This window comes from Streptomyces sp. NBC_00223, assembly GCF_036199905.1.
GTDB lineage: Bacteria > Actinomycetota > Actinomycetes > Streptomycetales > Streptomycetaceae > Actinacidiphila.
Genome location: NZ_CP108109.1, coordinates 3,541,015 through 3,559,382, shown reverse-complemented (window position 1 = coordinate 3,559,382; position 18,368 = coordinate 3,541,015). Strand labels below are relative to the sequence as shown.

13 protein-coding genes and 1 tRNA gene are annotated in these 18,368 nt (G+C 72.3%); 11 read left to right on the top strand and 3 right to left on the bottom strand.

All coding sequences use genetic code 11. From position 1 onward, the window contains the following. The first annotated feature begins 321 nt into the window (after window positions 1-321). Window positions 322-1,029, top strand: coding sequence for a GntR family transcriptional regulator (locus OHA30_RS14830; protein ID WP_328914311.1), 708 nt, complete (start codon window positions 322-324; stop codon window positions 1,027-1,029). A 151-nt stretch (window positions 1,030-1,180) separates the two neighbouring features. On the opposite strand, the gene OHA30_RS14825 is transcribed toward OHA30_RS14830, so the two are convergent. After that, entirely contained in the window at window positions 1,181-2,635 is a 1,455-nt protein-coding gene (locus tag OHA30_RS14825; RefSeq protein WP_328914310.1) for an aminopeptidase P family protein, read from the bottom strand. 233 nt (window positions 2,636-2,868) lie between these two features. On the opposite strand from OHA30_RS14825, the gene OHA30_RS14820 reads away from it, so the two are divergent. The 6 genes from OHA30_RS14820 to OHA30_RS14795 all read left to right on the top strand — a co-directional run bounded on the left by OHA30_RS14820 (window position 2,869) and on the right by OHA30_RS14795 (window position 11,829). Then, the gene (locus OHA30_RS14820) at window positions 2,869-4,617 is read left to right on the top strand and encodes an ABC transporter substrate-binding protein (RefSeq protein ID WP_328914309.1); all 1,749 of its coding nucleotides are present in this window, start codon (window positions 2,869-2,871) and stop codon (window positions 4,615-4,617) included. Window positions 4,618-4,631: 14 nt separating this feature from the next. Further along, window positions 4,632-5,627 (top strand): ABC transporter permease, encoded by a 996-nt coding sequence (locus OHA30_RS14815; protein WP_328914308.1) that lies wholly within the window; start codon window positions 4,632-4,634, stop codon window positions 5,625-5,627. Continuing rightward, window positions 5,624-6,610 (top strand): ABC transporter permease, encoded by a 987-nt coding sequence (locus OHA30_RS14810; protein ID WP_328914307.1) that lies wholly within the window; start codon window positions 5,624-5,626, stop codon window positions 6,608-6,610. The genes OHA30_RS14815 and OHA30_RS14810 overlap by 4 nt, the downstream gene beginning before the upstream one ends. Window position 6,611: 1 nt before the next feature. Next, the gene (locus OHA30_RS14805) at window positions 6,612-7,925 is read left to right on the top strand and encodes an ABC transporter ATP-binding protein (protein ID WP_405785581.1); all 1,314 of its coding nucleotides are present in this window, start codon (window positions 6,612-6,614) and stop codon (window positions 7,923-7,925) included. Continuing rightward, window positions 7,922-8,974, top strand: coding sequence for an ABC transporter ATP-binding protein (locus OHA30_RS14800; protein WP_328914306.1), 1,053 nt, complete (start codon window positions 7,922-7,924; stop codon window positions 8,972-8,974). Before OHA30_RS14805 ends, OHA30_RS14800 begins: the two co-directional genes overlap by 4 nt. Window positions 8,975-9,369: 395 nt before the next feature. After that, window positions 9,370-11,829, top strand: coding sequence for a collagenase (locus tag OHA30_RS14795; protein ID WP_328914305.1), 2,460 nt, complete (start codon window positions 9,370-9,372; stop codon window positions 11,827-11,829). Between the two features lie 153 nt (window positions 11,830-11,982). Here the strand turns inward: OHA30_RS14795 and OHA30_RS14790 are convergent, their stop codons facing one another. Continuing rightward, window positions 11,983-13,041: a helix-turn-helix transcriptional regulator gene (locus tag OHA30_RS14790; protein WP_328914304.1), complete on the bottom strand. Its 1,059-nt coding sequence runs from the start codon at window positions 13,039-13,041 to the stop codon at window positions 11,983-11,985. A gap of 491 nt (window positions 13,042-13,532) precedes the next feature. On the opposite strand from OHA30_RS14790, the gene OHA30_RS14785 reads away from it, so the two are divergent. Further along, entirely contained in the window at window positions 13,533-13,958 is a 426-nt protein-coding gene (locus tag OHA30_RS14785) for an ATP-binding protein (protein ID WP_328914303.1), read from the top strand. Between the two features lie 188 nt (window positions 13,959-14,146). On the opposite strand, the gene OHA30_RS14780 is transcribed toward OHA30_RS14785, so the two are convergent. Continuing rightward, window positions 14,147-14,222 (bottom strand) — tRNA-Glu (locus OHA30_RS14780). Between the two features lie 137 nt (window positions 14,223-14,359). On the opposite strand from OHA30_RS14780, the gene OHA30_RS14775 reads away from it, so the two are divergent. From OHA30_RS14775 to OHA30_RS14765, 3 genes are all read left to right on the top strand, one after another. Continuing rightward, window positions 14,360-14,710 (top strand): metallopeptidase family protein, encoded by a 351-nt coding sequence (locus OHA30_RS14775; protein ID WP_328914302.1) that lies wholly within the window; start codon window positions 14,360-14,362, stop codon window positions 14,708-14,710. A 301-nt stretch (window positions 14,711-15,011) separates the two neighbouring features. After that, entirely contained in the window at window positions 15,012-15,662 is a 651-nt protein-coding gene (locus OHA30_RS14770) for a hypothetical protein (protein WP_328914301.1), read from the top strand. A gap of 225 nt (window positions 15,663-15,887) precedes the next feature. Further along, window positions 15,888-18,185 (top strand): DEAD/DEAH box helicase, encoded by a 2,298-nt coding sequence (locus OHA30_RS14765; RefSeq protein ID WP_328914300.1) that lies wholly within the window; start codon window positions 15,888-15,890, stop codon window positions 18,183-18,185. Window positions 18,186-18,368: the final 183 nt, after the last annotated feature.

Here is an 18,368-nt window from a genome sequence, read left to right as displayed (position 1 = left end):
AGGCTGGGGGAGCCGGGACGTCGCGGCCAGTTGCCGGCTCGCAATGCCGCGGTGAAGCGCGCGACCGGGCACGGCCCGGAGCGCTGGGGGAGGGGGACGGGGTCCGTGGGAGCCGGCGAGGGGACGAGTCGCCGGACCTGGCCGGCCTGGGTGCGGCCCGGAGCGTCGGGCAACGGCGGCGGCTGGGAAAGCGCCGGGGAGGAGTGGGGTTCCGCAAGCCCCTCCCCGGAAGCCGGGCGGCCCGCTTCCGCGGGCACGCGCCGAATCGGGGGCAACGTGACATTGTATGCTGGGGAGTCCGAGTGTCTGAAGGAGTCCGCCATGGGGCATCTGTCGTCGCGCAGTGTCATTCCGGTTCAGGAGCACCTGCGTGACCAGGTGGCCAACGCGCTGCGGGCCGCACTGACGGCGGGCGAACTGCGGCCCGGTGTCGTCTACTCCGCCCCCACCCTGGCCGCCGAACTCGGCGTGTCGGCCACCCCGGTCCGCGAGGCCATGCTCGACCTCGCCAAGGAGGGCCTGGTCGAGGCGGTACGGAACAAGGGCTTCCGGATCACCGAGATCACCGACAAGGACCTGGACGAGTACACCGAGATCCGCGAGCTGATCGAGGCGCCGACGATAGCCCGGGCCACCGTCGTGGCCACCGCCGAGCAGCTGGAGGCGCTGCGGCCGCAGGCCCTGGAGATCGTCGAGGCCGCGCGCGGCCATGATCTGATCGGCTATCTGGAGGCCGACCGCCGCTTCCATCTGGGGCTGCTCGCGCTCGCCGGGAACAACCACCTGGTGGAGGTCGTGAGCGACCTCCGTAAACGCTCCCGGCTCTACGGTCTCAACCGTCTCGACTCCACCGGCCGACTGGTCGACTCCGCCGAGGAGCACATCGAACTGCTCGACCTCATGCTCGCCGGCGACGCCGCGGGTGCCGAGGCGTGCATGCGGCGCCACCTCGGCCACATCCGCTCGCTGTGGGCGGACGGCAAGGAGGCGCAGACCCCGCCCCCCGCCCTGCGCCTGGGCGCCGGATAGTCCGCACACGAGGGTACGGCCGGGAGCCGCGGGTGACACCCCCGGCTCCCGGCCGACCCCCGGCGCGCCCGTGCCCGACCCCTGTACGGTCCCGGACGCGCGGGGGAGCGCGGCGCCCAGGACCGTACCGCCGAAGGCACCGCGCCCGGCCTCAGCCGTCCAGGAGTGTGCCCATCCACTCCTCGACGGCGTCGGCCGTCCGAGGCAGCGCGTCCGACATCAGCCGGGCGCCGTCCGCCGTGATCACCAGGTCGTCCTCGATCCGGATGCCCATCCCGCGCAGCTCGGACGGCAGCGTCTCGTCGTCCGGCTGGAGGTACAGACCGGGCTCGACGGTCAGGACATGGCCTTCCTCCAGTACGCCGTCGAGGTAGGTCTCGGCCCGCGCCTGGGCGCAGTCGTGCACGTCCATGCCGAGCATGTGACCGCTGCTGCACAGCGTCCAGCGGCGGTGCAGTCCGCTGTCCGGGTCCATCGACTCGTCCGGGGAGATCCGCAACACCCCCCAGTCGTGCAGCCCTTCGGCGATGACCCGCATGGCGGCCTCGTGGAAGTCGCGGAAGCGGGCGCCGGGGCGCAGCGCGGCGATGCCGGCCTCCTGGGCGGCGAACACCAGGTCGTAGGCGGTGCGTTGGGCCGGGGAGAAGCGGCCGGACAGCGGCAGGGTGCGGGTGATGTCGGAGGTGTAGAGGGTGTCGGTCTCCACCCCGGCGTCCAGCAGGAGGAGTTGGGCCGGGTCGAGCGGGCCGTCGTTGCGTATCCAGTGCAGGACGCAGGCGTGCGCGCCGGAGGCGGCGATGGTGTCGTACCCGGTGCCGTTGCCCTCGGCGCGGGCGCGCAGGCCGAAGACGCCCTCGATCCAGCGTTCGCCGCGCGGGTGCCGCAGGGCCTGCGGCAGGGCGCGGACCACGTCCTCGAAACCGGCCGTCGTGTGGTCGACGGCGAGCTGCAACTGGGCCACTTCCCAAGGGTCCTTGAGCAGTCGCAGCTCGGAGAGCGCGCCCGCCAGCTCCGCGTCGCGGTCGGCGGCGTGGTTCCCGGGCCCGACGAGCGCGTCGACGGCCGGGTCGACCCCGGCCAGCACCCGGGTGGGCGGGGCCGATCCGGTCAGCGGCTTGGGCAGGTCGTCCAGGTGCGCGCAGCGCAGCCCGCTGAGCTCGGCGGCCTCGTCGAGGTCGGGGCGCCGGCCGACCCAGAACTCGCCGTAGCGGCGGTCGCGGTAGAACTCGTCGCCGGTGCGCGGTGAGCGCGGCCGTACGTACAGCACGGCCTGGTGGCCGCTGCCGGCCGGTTCGAGCAGCAGGACATGGCCGGGCTGGTCCTCGCCGGTGAAGCCGGTCAGCCAGGCGTAGGCGGTGTGCGGGCGGAAGCGGTGGTCGGTGTCGTTGGAGCGGACCCGGAGCCGGCCGGCCGGGATGATCAGCCGTTCACCGGGGAAGCGGGCGGACAGCCGGGCGCGGCGGGCCGCGGTGAACTCCTCGCCGGGCAGCCGGGTCCCCGGCGGGAGCGGGGTGGGCGCCCAGGAGGCGGCCATGAACTCCCGCAGTGCGGGGGAGACGGGCAGGTCATGGCTGCCGGTGTGCGGGGTGGAGACGGATCTGGTCATCGGGCGGTGGCTCTCCTTCGCTGACGTGGTGTCAGTTGTCTTCGTCCGCACGGGAGTTGGGCGGGCGCCGCAGGGAGGGGACACAGCTCGGTAACGGGGTGGCCCTCCCCTTGTTAATGCAATTTCACATTACTATGTTACGAGTCACATCCTACAGGGCGAGGTCCCGCAGAGCGCTTCGCGGGACCCGCCAGGGCCGCCGTCGGCAGGCCCCCCACAACGGAGTGGCACCCATGACCAAGCGCACCAGCGTCGCCCTCGCGGCCGGCATCGCCGTGTCCCTCGCCATGGCCACGGCGGCCTGCACGGACACCCATGACGGCTCGGATCGGAACCGGTCCGGCGAGCGGAAGCCACCGGGCGTCGCCACGGGGACCGTGATCGGCGGCACCCCGCAGCGCGGCGGCACCCTGACCGTGCTGTCCAACCAGGACTTCGCCCACCTGGACCCGACCCGCAACTGGACGATGCCGAACATGGACTTCGGCATCCGCCTGCTCTACCGGACGCTGACCACCTTCAAGGCCGCCCCGGGGGAGGAGGGCGGCAAGATCGTCCCCGACCTGGCCACCGACCTCGGCCGGTCCTCGGCGGGCGGGAAGGTGTGGACGTTCACCCTCAGACCCGGCCTGAAGTACGAGGACGGCACCCCGGTCAAGGCGCAGGACGTGAAGTACAACGTCGAGCGCTCCTTCTCCCCCGACCTGACCGGCGGCCCCGACTACGCCCACCAGTACCTCGCCGACACCGACGGCTACGACGGGCCGCTCACCGGCAAGCACCTGTCGTCCATCGTGACCCCGGACGACCGCACGATCGTCTTCCACCTCAAGCGGCCGGTCGCGGAGTTCTCGTACACCGTCACCCTGCCGACCTTCTCGCCGGTCCCGCAGTCCCGGGAGGCGGGGGTGCAGTACGACCTGCGGCCGTTCTCCTCCGGCCCGTACAAGATCGACAGCTATCAGCGCGGCAAGCAGATGACGCTGATCCGCAACCCGTACTGGGACCCGGCCACCGACCCGGTGCGCAAGGCGTACCCGGACCGGATCGTCGTCAAGATGGGGATGCAGGGCGGCCAGATCGACGACCGGCTGATCGCCGGTTCCGGCGCGGACGCCTCGGCCGTGCAGTGGTCCAACCTCAGCCCGGCCAGCGTCGCCAAGGTGCTGCCGAAGCCGGACGTACGGGCCCGGCTGTCCGCCGAACCCACCGGCTGCACCGACATGCTCTACCTCAACACCGCCCGCGGGCCGTTCACCGATGTGACGGTCCGCAAGGCGATGCAGTACGCCGTCGACAAGTCCGCCCAGGTCACGGCGGACGGCGGGCCCGCGCTCAACGACGTCGCCACGTCGTATCTGCCGCCGCTGCTGTCCGCCGGTGCCAGCACGGACTTCTACAAGGTGCCGTGGAGCGGAATGCCCGACACCGCCAAGAAGCTGCTCCAGCAGGCGGGAAAGCCCGAGTTCAGCGCCACCCTGACCGTCTCCACCGGTGACAAGACCCGGGCCGAGGCGCTTCAGGAGTCGCTGGCCAAGGTCGGCGTCACCGTCAAGATCACCACGGTCGACCCGTCCGTCTACTACGACACCATCGGCGACACCGCCCACGCGCCCGACATGACGCTCGGCGGCTGGTGCCCCGACTACCCCTCGGGCGCGACCTTCCTGCCCTTCGTCTTCGACGGGCGGACCATCAGGGCCAAGGGCAACCAGGGCAACTTCTCGCAGTTCCGGGACACCGCGGTGATGAAGCGGATGGACCGGATCGAGGCGATGTCCAACCCGGGCGAGGCGCAGTACGCCTGGGCCGACCTCGACACCCAGATCATGCGCGAGTCGCCGGCCGTCCCGCTGCTGTGGCAGCGCAAGCCGCTGCTGGTCGGGACCAATGTCGCGGGCGCGTTCGGCCACTCGGCGTGGACCGGGCAGTTCGACTTCGCGGTGATCGGCCTCAAGGACCCCGCCAAGAGCGCGGGTTGAGGGGCGCCGCGGACATGAGCACACCGCTGAAGACCGCCCGGCGACTGGCCGGGCGGTCCCGGCCCGCGCCGCCGGGCAGCCCACCGGCCGGCACCCGCTCCGCGGCCGGCACCCACTCCGGCCCCTGGCGCAAGGCGTGGCGGCAACTTCGCCGGGACCGCGCGGCCTGCTGCGCCCTGGCCGTCGTCGCCGCGCTGGTGCTGATGGCCCTCACCGCGCCGCTGCTGGCCCGGCTCGGCGGCTGGTCGCCCACCGAGTTCGACCAGAGCGCCATCGACCCCTACCTGGGCGGCATCCCGCGCGGAGCGCTCGGCGGCATCGGCGCCCGGCACTGGCTGGGCGTCGAACCGGCCACCGGACGCGACCTGTTCGCCCGAGTCGTCTACGGCTCCCAGGTCTCGCTGATGATCGCCTTCGCCGCCACCGCCATCGTGGTCGCCGCGGGAACGGCCGCGGGCATCACCGCCGGCTACTTCGGCGGCCGGGTGGACACGGCCCTGAGCCGGCTGATGGACCTCACCATGTCCTTCCCCTCGCTGATCTTCATGATCGCCATGATGTCGGTCGCCGAGAACGTCAACCGGGTGGTGCTGATGACCGGAGTCATCGGAGTCTTCGGCTGGCCCGGCATCGCCCGGATCGTCCGCGGCGAGACCCTGTCGCTCAAGCACCGCGAGTACGTGGACGCGGCCCGGGTCGGCGGCTCCGGCCCGCTGCGCATCCTGCTCCGGGAGATCCTGCCCAATGTCTCCGGGCCGGTCATCGCCTACACCACCCTGCTCGTCCCCGGCATGATCAGCACCGAGGCGGCCCTGAGCTTCCTCGGCGTCGGGGTCCGGCCGCCCACGTCGTCCTGGGGGCAGATGATCTCCCAGGGCGTCGTCTTCTACGACACCGACCCGATGTACTTCGTGATCCCCAGCGCGTTCCTCTTCCTCGCGGTGCTCGCCTTCACCGTGCTCGGCGACACCCTGCGCGACATCCTCGACCCCCGGGGAGCGCGGTCGTGACCTTCTATCTGATCCGCAGGCTGCTGGGCGTGGCCGGAGTGCTGCTCGCCGTCTGCGCCGTCACCTTCACCGTCTTCTACCTGCTGCCCGCCGACCCGGCCGCCGCCGCCTGCGGCAAGACGTGCAGCCCCGAACGGCTCACCCAGGTACGCCACTTGATGGGCCTGGACCAGCCGGTGTGGCGGCAGTTCACCGACTACCTCACCGGCATCTTCGCCGGCCGCGACCTGGGCAGCGGACCGCACGCCCTGCACTGCGGCTTCCCCTGCCTCGGCTACTCCTACGAGGACTCGATGCCGGTGTGGAGCCTGCTCACCGACCGGCTGCCGGTGTCCGTCTCGCTCGCCGCGGGCGCCGCCGTGCTGTGGCTGGTGCTCGGACTGGGCGCGGGCGTCACCGCCGCCCTGAAGAAGGGCACGCTCACCGACCGCGGACTGATGGTCGGCGCGGTCGCCACCGCCTCGCTGCCGGTGTACTTCACCGCGGTGATGCTGATCTACGGCGTCGTCCGCACCGCCGGGCTGCTGCCGTACCCCTCCTATGTGCCGATCAGCCACAACCCGGTGAGCTGGGCGTCCAATCTGCTGCTGCCGTGGATCGCACTGGCCCTGCTCTACGCGGCCATGTACGCCCGCCAGAGCCGCAGTTCGATGATCGAGGCGATGGCGCAGCCGTACATCAGGACTGCCCGGGCCAAGGGGATGCCCGAGCGCACGGTCGTGGTCAAGCACGGGCTGCGCTCGGCGATGACCCCCGTGCTCACCCTCTTCGGCATGGATCTGGGCGGGCTGCTCGCGGGCGCGGTCATCACCGAGAGCATCTTCGGCATCCCCGGCGTCGGCCAGCTCTTCTACGACGCGCTGCGCCGCTCCGACCAGCCGGTGATCCTCGGGGTGACCCTGCTCGCCGCGTTCTTCATCGTCGCCGCGAACCTCGTGGTGGACCTGCTCTACGCGTTCGTCGACCCACGGGTGAGGTACTGACATGACCGACGACACCCGCCCGCCACTGCTCGAAGTGGCCGACCTGGGCGTCACCTTCCGCACCCCGCGGGGCACGGTCCGGGCCGTGGACGGCATCGGCTTCACCGTCGAGCACGGGCGGACCCTCGGCCTGGTCGGCGAGTCGGGCTCCGGCAAGTCCGTGACCTCACTGGCCGTCATGGGCCTGCACGAGGACGCCGAGGTCAGCGGCTCCATCGCGCTCGGCGGCCGGGAGCTGACCGGTCTGAGCGGCACCGAGCTGAGCGCGCTGCGCGGCCGCCGGATGGCCATGATCTTCCAGGACCCGCTCTCCAGCCTGCACCCCTACTACACCGTCGGCGAGCAGATCGCCGAGGCGTACCGGCGGCACTTCGGCGCCCGCCGGGCCGTCGCCCGGCGCCGCGCGGTGGAGATGCTCGGCGAGGTCGGCATCCCCGAACCGGCCCGCCGGGCCGGGGAGTACCCCCATCAGTTCTCCGGCGGGATGCGGCAGCGGGTGGTGATCGCCATGGCGCTGGCCTGCGAACCCGACCTGCTCATCGCCGACGAGCCGACGACCGCGCTGGACGTCACCGTCCAGGCGCAGATCCTCGAACTCATCGCGCGCATCCAGCAGGACCGCGGCCTCGGCGTCGTGATGATCACCCACGACCTGGGCGTGGTCGCCCGGGTCGCCCACGAGGTGCTGGTGATGTACGGCGGGCGGGCCGCGGAACAGGCCCCCGTGGACGCGCTGTTCGCCCACCCGGCCCACCCCTACACCCGGGGGCTGCTCGACTCGCTGCCCCGGCTGGACGACGCGGAGGACGCTCCGCTGCGGACGATTCCTGGCAGTCCGCCGTCCCTGCTGCTTCCCGTGCCGGGGTGCGCCTTCGCTCCGCGCTGCCCGCGGGTGGCGGAGGCGGAGTCGGAGGCGCGGGCGGGGGAGGGAGTGCGGGCGCGCTGCGCGGGGGAGCGGCCGGAGTTCGTTCCGCTGGGCGCCGCGCCGGGTGTCCCTCCCGGGGGCGAGGGGACCGACTCCGGCGGGGCGGCGGCCCGTCTGGTCGCGTGCCATCTGCCGCTCGGCGCGGGCGGCGAGCCGGACGGGGCCGTGACGGGGGACAAGGGGGCGGACTCCGCCGCCGAACCGGCCTCGTCCGCACCGGAGTCCGCCGAGGCGCCGGCCGCCGGGCCGCCCGCGCGGGTGCCGCCCGCCGAGGCCGACCCGGCCGAGTCGCCCGCCGAGGCGCCCACCAAGTCGCCTGCCACCGGGGACGGTTCGGCCGCCGTTCCGCCCGCCGCCGATTCGGCCCTCACCCTCAAGGAGCCGCGATGACCCCGAGCCCCCGTACGTCCGCCGACCCGCCGTCCACGGCGGAGCCCGCGGCCGGACCCGATCCCGGGAAGGGCCCGGCGCAGCCGCTGCTGTCCGTGCGCGACCTCGTCAAGACCTTCCCGGGCCGCCGTACCCGCCTGGGCCGGCCCACCGCGCCGATCCGCGCGGTGGACGGCGTCACCTTCGACCTGGCCGCGGGCGAGACCCTGGGCCTGGTCGGCGAGTCGGGCTGCGGCAAGTCCACCACCGGCCGGATGGTCGTACGGCTGCTGGAGCCCACCGAGGGCTCCGTCACCTTCGACGGGCAGGACATCAGCCACCTCGGGCAGCGCCGGCTCAGACCCGTACGGCGCCATGTCCAGATGGTCTTCCAGGACCCGTACTCCTCGCTCAACCCCCGGCAGACCGTGGCCAGGATCATCGCCGACCCGCTGCTCGCCCAGGGCGCGGACGCGGGGCCGGCCCGGGCGCGGGCGGCCGAACTGCTGGAGCTGGTCGGGCTGATACCCGAGCATCTCGACCGCTACCCGCATGAGTTCTCCGGGGGTCAGGCGCAACGCATCGGCATCGCAAGGGCGTTGGCCACCCAGCCGCGGCTGATCGTCGCCGACGAGCCGGTCTCCGCGCTCGACGTGTCCGTGCAGGCCCAGATCATCAACCTGATGGAGCGGCTGCAAAGGGAGTTGGGGTTGACGTATGTCTTCGTCGCGCACGACCTCTCGGTCGTCAAACGGGTCTGCGACCGGGTGGCGGTGATGTACCTGGGCCGGATTGTCGAGATCGGCGACCGTACGCGGGTGTACACGCGGCCCGCGCACCCGTACACCGTGGCGCTGCTCTCGGCCGTGCCCGTGCCCGATCCGGCCGCCGAGCGCGCCCGGGAGCGGGTGGTGCTGCGCGGCGACCCGCCCAGCCCGGCCGCTCCGCCGCCCGGCTGCGCCTTCCATCCGCGCTGCCACAAGGCCCAGGACGTCTGCCGGCTGGTGCGGCCCGAACTGGTCGGTCCGGTCGGGCGCAAGGTCGCCTGCCACTTCCCCGAGGCCGACTGAGGGCGGAAAGGGGCCTCCGGGCCTGAGCGACGGTCACTCAGGGGTCCCCTCGGGGGCCCCTTTTCGCCGTTCCCGCCGTTCCCGCCGTTTCCCGCTTCCTCGGCTCCGCGGTTCTCCGTCGCCGGGCGAACCTCTGACGTCACACAACGCACATGGCGTCCCGTTGGCCCGAGGAATCTCTGCCCAACGCCTTCCCTAAGCAATGTGACGTGTGCCATTGTACAGGCGCATCACTCAGACCGTGCTCATGCCAAAAGCGTCAGCCCGGTCGGCAGGCCGTGCCGGGTCCGTCCCCCAACTCCCCACGTGTGTACGGGAGGACCCGGCCGGCCGACGCCAACGATCCCCCCTCGCCGCGCAACGGAGCGCGGCGTCACCCCGCTGGGAGGCGGCACGTGAATCCCCAACCGGTACGACGAAGTCTCACCGGATTCGTCATACTCGCCCTGGCCCTCTGTCTGGGCCTCGGTGTACTCGCGCAGTCCGGCTGGGCCTCGGCCCAGTCACCCGCCAAGGCCGACCCGGCCAAGTCCGCCGTCACGTCCGGCGCCAAAGCCGCGAACCGCCCGGCCGGACCGGCCGCGCAGCCCGCCACGGTCGCCGGGAACCGGCCCGAGCACGTCGGCACCACCCCCCTCAAGGCCGCCGACCGGGCGCCGCAGGCCGCGTCCAAGGACGCGCTCAAGCGGGACTACGACCAGCCGGACGCCCCCAAGGCGAGCCACCCGGCCCCCTCCATGAAGGCCGCGGCCCGCGCCAGGGCCAAGGCCAACGGCCTCACCACCGCGGCCGCCGCCACCTGCAACGTCTCGGACTTCACCAGCCGTACCGGCAGCGCCCTGGTCACCCAGGTCAAGTCGGCCACCACGGGCTGCGTCAACACGCTGTTCAACCTGACGGGCAACGACGCCTACCAGGCCTTCCGTGAGGCGCAGATGGCCACGGTCGCCAACGCCATGCGCGACGCCTCCGCCTCCTACCCCGGCGACAGCAGCACGGGAATGCCGCAGCTGGTGCTCTACCTGCGGGCCGGCTACTACGTCCAGTACTACAACGCCTCCACCGTCGGCAGCTACGGCACCACCCTGGTGACCGCCGTCCGCGGCGCGCTCGACGCCTTCTTCGCCAGCCCCCACTCCAGCGACGTCACCGACGCCAACGGCGAGGCGCTGGCCGAGGCCGTCACCCTGATCGACAGCTCCGAGCAGGACGGCCGCTACCTGTACGTCATCAAGCGGCTGCTGAACGGCTACAACAGCTCGTACGACAGCTCGTGGTACATGCTCAACGCGGTCAACAACGTCTACACCGTGCTCTTCCGGGGCCACCAGTTCCCCGACTTCGTCACGGCGGTCCAGGCCGACACCAGCCTGCTCGACACCCTCTACAACTTCGCGTCGAGCCATGTCTCGCTGCTCAGCACCGACCAGGCGTACCTGGACTCGAACGCGGGCCGTGAACTGGCCCGGTTCCTCCAGGAGTCGTCGCTGTACAGCAAGGTCTCCCCGATGGTCGCCGGGCTGCTCAACCAGAGCGCCATCACCGGCCCGACCGCGGCCCTGTGGGTCGGCGTCGCGGAGATGACCAGCTACTACGACGCCTCCAACTGCTCGTACTACAACACCTGCGACCTGGCGGACCGGCTCAAGAGCTCGGTGCTGACGTCCAACTACACGTGCAGCTCCAGCATCCGCATCCTGGCGCAGGACATGACGGCCGATCAGCTCAGCTCCAGCTGCAACAGCCTGCGCGCCCAGGACGCGTACTTCCACAGCCTGGTCCACGACAACGGCCCCGTCGCCAACGACAACAACTCCACCATCGAAGTGGTGGTCTTCAACTCCAGCACCGACTACCAGACCTACGCCGGCGCGATGTACGGCATCGACACCAACAACGGCGGCATGTACCTGGAGGGCGACCCCTCCGCGGCCGGCAACCAGCCCCGCTTCATCGCCTACGAGGCCGAGTGGGTGCGCCCGGACTTCCAGATCTGGAACCTCAACCACGAGTACACCCACTACCTCGACGGCCGGTTCGACACGTACGGCGACTTCGACGCCGGCACGGTCACCCCGACCACCATCTGGTGGATCGAGGGCTTCGCGGAGTACGTCTCCTACTCGTACCGCAACGTCGTCTACACCGACGCGCAGAACCAGGCCGCCACGCACGCCTACACGCTGAGTTCGGTGTTCGGGAACACCTATGACTCCGGGGAGACCCTGGTCTACAACTGGGGCTATCTCGCGGTCCGTTACATGCTCCAGTCGCATCCGGCCGACATCACCACGCTGCTCGGCGACTACCGGGCGGGCAACTACACCGCCGCGCAGACCCTGCTCACCAGCACCATCGGGTCGCGCTACAACTCCGACTGGAACACCTGGCTGACCGCGTGCGGCGCCGGCAACTGCGGCAGCATCGGTGGTGGCGGCACCACTCCGCCCACCACCCCGCCGACCACTCCGCCCACCACGCCTCCGACCACGCCGTCCACCACCCCGAGCGGCGGCGGCACCGCGCCCGAGTGCACCGGCCCGGACACCCGCATGCTCGACCGGAACTGCGCCCGCAGCAACCAGTCGGCGACCACCGGCAACCTCGCCTACCTCTACCTCTACGTCCCCGCCGGCACCACGCGGCTGACGATCACGTCCTCCGGCGGCACCGGCAACGCCGACCTCTACTACAGCAACTCCGGCTGGGCGACCAGCACCAGCTACACCGCGAAGGCCACCGGGTCCGGCAACAGCCACACGCTGACCGTCACCAACCCGACGGCCGGCTACAACTACGTGAGCCTCTACGCGGTCCAGGGCTTCTCGGGAGCGAAGGTCACCACCAGCTTCTGAGCCCGGTCCCCGATCTTCGACCCTTCGACCCTCCGATCCCCGTCCACCGGACGACCCCACATCGCCGGTGACGGAGCCGGGCGGGCAGCGGCGCACCACGCCGCTGCCCGCCCTTTCGCGTCCGCGTGCTCAGGAGGTCGGGGGCTCGGGGGCTCAGGGTTCCGTGCGGCCCGCGTGCTCCGAGGGCCCGGCGTGCTCCGCGTGCTCGCCGGGCTTCGACGGTTCCCCGTGCTCCGAGGGCTCGGGCCACTCCCAGCACATGCCGTAGACGCCCGCGGAGCACTTGGTGGCCAGGGCGTGCGCGGTGTGCGAGGCATCCAGTACGAGCGGGCGCAGGTCGGTGTACGGCGCCCCCGTGCGCTCGCGGTAGTACTTGTGACATCGCACCGGAAGCGCGTCGGGGTGGAAGTAGGCGTGCAGCAGATACTGCCGGGGGCTGACCCGGAAGGTCCGTTCATGCAGCTCCGAGCGGCGCCAGCGCGGGCCGACGTCGAAGGTGTACTCGACGATCGCGGTCTCGCCCCGGGCCAGCGGCCGCCCGAACCGTATCTCCGCGACGAGCGAGCGCAGCCCCGCGTCGAAGTGCATGCTGCTGACCGTTCCGCAGTGCACGGAGAGGTCAACCGACGGAGTGCGCGGGTCGTCGACCTCGTGATGGACGGTCACCCGGTCGGTGCCGTCGCGGGCGGACCGCAGTACCTGGGTGACGTCCGTCGTGCCGATGCAGCCGTGCTCGTCGAGATGGATCGTCTCGTGCAGCGTCAGCGGGATGAGGTTCTCGTTGAAGTGGCCGAACGCGTCGTCGCCCAGGACCTGTTCCAGCGAGGACCCGGGGCCGTGGACGCGCTGCATCGCGGCTTCCGGGTTGTGCAGGGAGGGCAGTATCCGGCCGCGCGGCCGCTGCGGACCGAGCAGGTCGTGCAGCGTGCCCGGCGGCAGCGCGAGTATGGACTCCGCCTCGGTCACCGCCCGCAGCGACTCGGGCCGTTCGGGACGGCTGCGGCCGCGCTGCCAGTGGCTGAGCGTGACCGGGCTGATGGTGATGCCGCGCGCGGCGAGGTGGACATGCAGGCGTTGCAGCGTCAGACCGCGCCGGTCCAGGGCCTCGCGGAAGGCCGTCGCGAAGGTCACGGGCGGCAGGGCGCCGGCCCCGTCGGCGGCCGTGGGGCGCGGGTCCGGTGCGACGGCGGAGGGTTCGTGCTGTTCGGACATGAAGCCTCCTGGTGTCCGGGGCGTGCGCACGCGAGCGGGACCGCCTGCCTCGGGACGTAACCGGTGATCCCGTGCGTCGGGCCGGCGATGCGTCGGTTCCGTTCGAGGCCGGCTCATAATAGGACACGGCGTGATGCACCGGCCGGGGACGTGCGGCTCCGAGTGTCGGCGGCGGGTTCCGGGCGCGGTCCGGCTTGGTGACGCGGCCCGCTCGGTCCGCGTCGTGGGCGTCGTGGCCCGGGTCGCGGTCGCCGCGCGCGGGAGACGCCGGGGAGATCCGTACGGTGGGATCGGCGGCGGACTTCTAACAGTTAAGCGCTGATCTGTTAAGAATTCCCCGTCCGTTGGGCCTTGCCCCGGTGGACGGGGAAGCCGCAGAGTTCAGTAATGCGACGCTTACCGTCATTGATGTGCGGTCGGGCGGAAGTCCCGCTTGGACGGCATGGCGCCGAGTCGCCCTCGCCCCTTCGCATCGCCGTCGAGGATTCAACATGACGATAATTCGCCCGTCGGCCGGACCGAAGTCCGCCGTATCCGGAACCGCTCTTCGCTTCAAGGTCCCCGCGACCCCCGCCGCGGTCCGGCCGGCCCGCAGGCGGGTGCTGGCCAAGCTTCGCAGTTGGGGCGTGGAGGAGCACGAGGACTTCTCGTACGACGTCCTGCTGGTCCTCTCCGAACTGCTGACCAATGCGATCGTCCACGGAAGCGGACCACTCGCGGTCGGCGTCGAACTCGACATCGACCGGGTCATCGTCGAGGTCTTCGACGGGAATTCCCGCGGACCCGTTCAGGGAAAGGCGGGCACGGACGACGAGAACGGCCGGGGCCTTTCCGTGGTGAGCGCGGTCTCCCTCTCCCAGGGCTGCGAGGATTGGCCCCCGGGTAAACGCTGCTGGTCCGTTCTCCAGATACCGTAACGACCCGCGAGGATTCGCCGGACGGGACTCTTCCCTCAAGGGCTCGTCGCGCGGTGACAGCGCCGACACACGGCGGGAAAGCCGTCGTTGAGGACCGGAAGGACGGGTGTGTCGCGCCCGATCGGGCAGACGCGACGGCGAGGCGCTTGGCCGAGCGATCGTCGCCGACCCGTACGCGCCGTCGCCTGTGGTGCCCCCAACGGGATTCGAACCCGTGCTACCGCCTTGAAAGGGCGGCGTCCTGGGCCACTAGACGATGAGGGCTAATTGGCCCGCCGTGGGCGCCTGCTGGCGCACGTCGGGGACGTGAGAAGCATATGGGATCGGCCGGGGGATCGCCAAAACGGTTCCGCCGGGACGTGGCGGGCGCCCGCGGCGGGCCGGGGCAGGACAATGGGCGTGTGCTGGAGATGACGCGCGAGGAGTTCGAGGAACTGGTCGGGGAGGCGCTCGACCGGATCCCGGCCGAGCTGACCCGCCTCATGGACAATGTGGCCGTCTTCGTCGAGGACGAACCCGCCCCCGGCTCCCCCGAACTGCTCGGGCTGTACGAGGGCACGCCGCTGACCGAGCGCGGCGAGTGGTACGCGGGGGTGCTGCCCGACCGGATCACGATCTACCGGGGGCCCACCCTGCGGATGTGCGAGACCCACGAGGACGTGATCGCCGAGACGGAGATCACGGTCGTGCACGAGATCGCCCACCACTTCGGCATCGACGACGAGCGGTTGCACGCACTCGGCTACGGCTGAGGCCCGCCTCCGGCGCGGAACGGCATCCGGGGTGCGCGGGGTGCGTGGGGTGCGCCCGCCGGCCATCGGGGCGGTGCGCGCGGCCGGGTGCGTACGGCCACCGGGGCGGACCCGGGGCCGGGTGCGTACGGCCGCCGGGCGGGACGCGGCCGACCATGTGCGGCTCCCGGGCGGTTGCCGCGCCGCCGTGGCCGGACGGGACGTGGCCCGGGGCTGTTCCGGGCGAACCCGGCCGCGCCCGGCCGGGGCCCGCGGGGACGGCGCGGCGGTTCGGGGCGTGTCCTGGCGGGAGGCCCCCGCGTTGGACACGGCGACACCCTCCGGCGCCGTACGCCACCCGTACGCGCGCCCCCGTACCGAGCCCGAGGTCATCCGCATGCCCCCACCCGTACCGCGCGCCCGCCGCCGTACCCGCAGCGCCCGTACCCCCGGCCGTACTCGCGTCCGGGCCGCCGGGCTGCGCTCCGCCGTGCTCGTCGCCCTCGTGGCCGCGGGGGTCGCGGCATGCGTCAGCGCGGGCGGCTCGCCCGGGCCGAAGGCGCCGAGCCACGCCCCGGCGCGCGCGGGGGGCAGTACGGCGGGCGAGGGCGGCTCCGGCACCTCGGACGGGCGCGGCGCGCCCTGGGCCTCCCGGCGGGCCGTCGCCGACGGCCTCTCGCCCTCGCCCTCGGGTTCGGACGGCGCCTCGGCCAAGCCGGACGGCGAGGGCGGCAGCCCGTCGGCCTCCGCCAGCGCCGGCGGCGATCACGCGTCGCCGCCCCCGGACGGCGGCGCCACCACGCCCGGCCCCACCGCCCAGAACTCGCCGACCGGCGAGCCCGCGTCCACGGGCCCCGCCTCCGACCCCCCGAGCGGCCCGCCGCCCTCCGGCGACCCGCCCACCCAGCCCGCCACCCCGGACCCGGGGAACGGCTCCCAGAGCGCGGGGACGGGGGCGGGCGATACGGCGTAGGAAGCGACAAAAGGCCAGGTCAGACGGCTTGCCCCGAGCGGATTGGCGTAAGCGGGGCCAAGTGCGTATGCTGGTAGATCGTTTGATCCCACTTGTCTGGCGCCTGATCCGATACGCGCCGCGTGGCGCGTTCCTATTCTCCTGACGGCTGACCGCATCTAGGCGGTTGTAAGCAACCTGCGGAGCTGGCGCGTGCCGTAAGTCTCCGAGAGGTTTTGCTTCAGCATGTCACTTGACAGTGCCGACCGTTCCGCCATGCCCGAGAACGCCGACGCCGCCCCCACCAGCACGGATGCCCTGAGCGACGCCGTGGTGGCCGCCGTGGACACCGGCATCAGCACCGGCACCGGCACGGACACCGACGCCGACTTCGCGGCGGAGGCCCCGGCCGAGCCCACCGCCCCCGCCGAGCCCACGGGTCCGAACTTCGGCGACCTCGGCCTCTCCGAGGCCATCGTCCGCAAGCTCACCCAGAACGGCGTCACCAGCCCCTTCCCGATCCAGGCCGCGACCATCCCGGACGCCCTGGCCGGCCAGGACATCCTGGGCCGCGGCCGTACCGGCTCCGGCAAGACGCTCGCCTTCGGCCTCCCGCTGCTGACCCTGCTGTCCGGCGGCCACACCGAGAAGCGCCGCCCGCGCGGTGTCATCCTCACCCCGACCCGCGAGCTGGCGATGCAGGTCGCCGACGCCCTCCAGCCGTACGGTGACGTGCTCGGCCTGAAGATGAAGGTCGTCTGCGGCGGCACCTCCATGCAGAACCAGATCTACGCGCTGGAGCGCGGCGTCGACATCCTCGTCGCCACCCCCGGCCGGCTGCGCGACCTGATCAACCGGGGCGCGGCCAACCTGGACTCCGTACAGATCGCCGTCCTCGACGAGGCCGACCAGATGGCCGACATGGGCTTCCTGCCCGAGGTCACCGAGATCCTCGACCTCATCCCCAAGGGCGGCCAGCGGCTGCTGTTCTCCGCGACGCTGGAGAACGAGATCGACTCGCTCGTCCGCCGTTACCTGGTCAACCCGGTCACCCACGAGGTGGACGCGGCCCAGGGCGCGGTCACCACGATGAGCCACCACGTCCTGGTCGTGAAGCCCAAGGACAAGGCGCCGGTCACGGCCGCGATCGCCGCGCGCAAGGGCCGTACGATCATCTTCGTCCGCACCCAGATGGGCGCCGACCGCGTCGCCGAGCAGCTGATCGAGTCCGGGGTACGGGCCGACGCGCTGCACGGTGGGATGACCCAGGGCGCGCGTACCCGCACCCTGGAGGACTTCAAGGCGGGCCATGTCAACGTCCTGGTCGCCACCGACGTCGCCGCCCGCGGCATCCACGTCGACGGCATCGGTCTGGTGCTGAACGTCGACCCGGCCGCCGACCACAAGGACTACCTGCACCGTTCCGGCCGTACCGCCCGCGCGGGCGAGTCCGGCACGGTCGTCTCGCTGGCCCTGCCGCACCAGCGCAAGCAGATCTTCCGACTGATGGAGGACGCGGGCGTGGACGCCTCGCGCCACATCATCGGCGGCGCGGGTGTCTTCGACGAGGACGTGGCCAAGATCACCGGGGCCCGTTCGCTCACCGACGTCCAGGCCGACGCCGTGCAGAACGCCGCCGCGCAGGCCGAGCGCGAGGTCGCCGAGCTCACCCGGCAGCTGGAGCGCCTCCAGCGGCGGGCGACCGAACTGCGCGAGGAGGCCGACCGGCTGACCGCCCGTTCGGCGCGCGAGCGCGGGGAGGACCCGGAGCAGGCGGTGGCCGCGAAGGCCGCGGAGATCGCCGCTGAGGCGGCTGCCGCCGAGGCCGCGGCCGCCGTGGTGGTGCCCGCGCAGCGCGAGGAGCGGTCCTCGGGCCCGCGGCGCGACGACCGCGGCAACTTCGACCGGCGGCGTGACGACCGGCCGTCCCGTGACGACCGGCCGTCGTACGGGGGTGGCGGCCGGGAGAGCCGGCCGTCCTCGTACGGGGACCGTGACCGGCGTGACAGCCGTCCGTCCTACGGCGGGCGTGACGACCGGCGTGACAGCCGTCCGTCGTACGGTGCGCGGGACGACCGCCGGCCGTCGTACGGGGGCGGCAGCGGCAGCGGCAGTGGCAGTGGCGGTGGCGGTGGCAACCGTGACTCCCGCGACGGCCGTGACAGCCGTCCGTCGTACGGCGCTCGGGACGACCGGCGCCCGTCGTCCTCCTCTTCGTCCTCGTCCTCTTCGTACGGCGACCGTGACAGCCGTCCGTCCTACGGCGACCGCGACAGCAGGCCCTCCTACGGGCGTGACGACCGGCGTCCGTCGTACGGCGCTGGCCGTGACGAGCGCGACCGTCCGTTCAACCGTGACCGCCGCGACAGCAGCCGTCCGTCCTACGGCGGCCGTGACGACCGCCGCCCCTCGTACGGCGACCGTGACAGCCGTCCGTCGTACAGCCGTGACAGCAGCCGTGACAGCCGCCCGGGCTCGTCCTCCGGCCCGGCCGCGGGTCCGTCCTCGTACGACCGCAAGCCGCGGTGGAAGCGGAACGGCTGACGCCTGGTCCTGCTCGGACAACCCCGGGGGCCCGGCGCACGCGAGTGATCGCGCGCGCCGGGCCCCGGCGTTTTGCGGGACGCCGCCCGTGCGCGCGGCTCTGCCGGGCCGCCGCGCCGCCGTGGGCCGGACACGCGAGGCCGGACGGCCCCTGTACCGCCGGGGGCGGGGCGTGGCCTCGAC

Excerpts from the sequence above, each read along its gene's own strand:
- OHA30_RS14830 (WP_328914311.1), top strand. The coding sequence starts at position 322 with ATGGGGCATCTGTCGTCGCGCAGTGTCATTCCGGTTCAGGAGCACCTG.
- OHA30_RS14825 (WP_328914310.1), bottom strand. The coding sequence starts at position 2,635 with ATGACCAGATCCGTCTCCACCCCGCACACCGGCAGCCATGACCTGCCC.
- OHA30_RS14820 (WP_328914309.1), top strand. The coding sequence starts at position 2,869 with ATGACCAAGCGCACCAGCGTCGCCCTCGCGGCCGGCATCGCCGTGTCC.
- OHA30_RS14815 (WP_328914308.1), top strand. The coding sequence starts at position 4,632 with ATGAGCACACCGCTGAAGACCGCCCGGCGACTGGCCGGGCGGTCCCGG.
- OHA30_RS14805 (WP_405785581.1), top strand. The coding sequence starts at position 6,612 with ATGACCGACGACACCCGCCCGCCACTGCTCGAAGTGGCCGACCTGGGC.
- OHA30_RS14800 (WP_328914306.1), top strand. The coding sequence starts at position 7,922 with ATGACCCCGAGCCCCCGTACGTCCGCCGACCCGCCGTCCACGGCGGAG.
- OHA30_RS14790 (WP_328914304.1), bottom strand. The coding sequence starts at position 13,041 with ATGTCCGAACAGCACGAACCCTCCGCCGTCGCACCGGACCCGCGCCCC.
- OHA30_RS14785 (WP_328914303.1), top strand. The coding sequence starts at position 13,533 with ATGACGATAATTCGCCCGTCGGCCGGACCGAAGTCCGCCGTATCCGGA.
- OHA30_RS14765 (WP_328914300.1), top strand. The coding sequence starts at position 15,888 with ATGTCACTTGACAGTGCCGACCGTTCCGCCATGCCCGAGAACGCCGAC.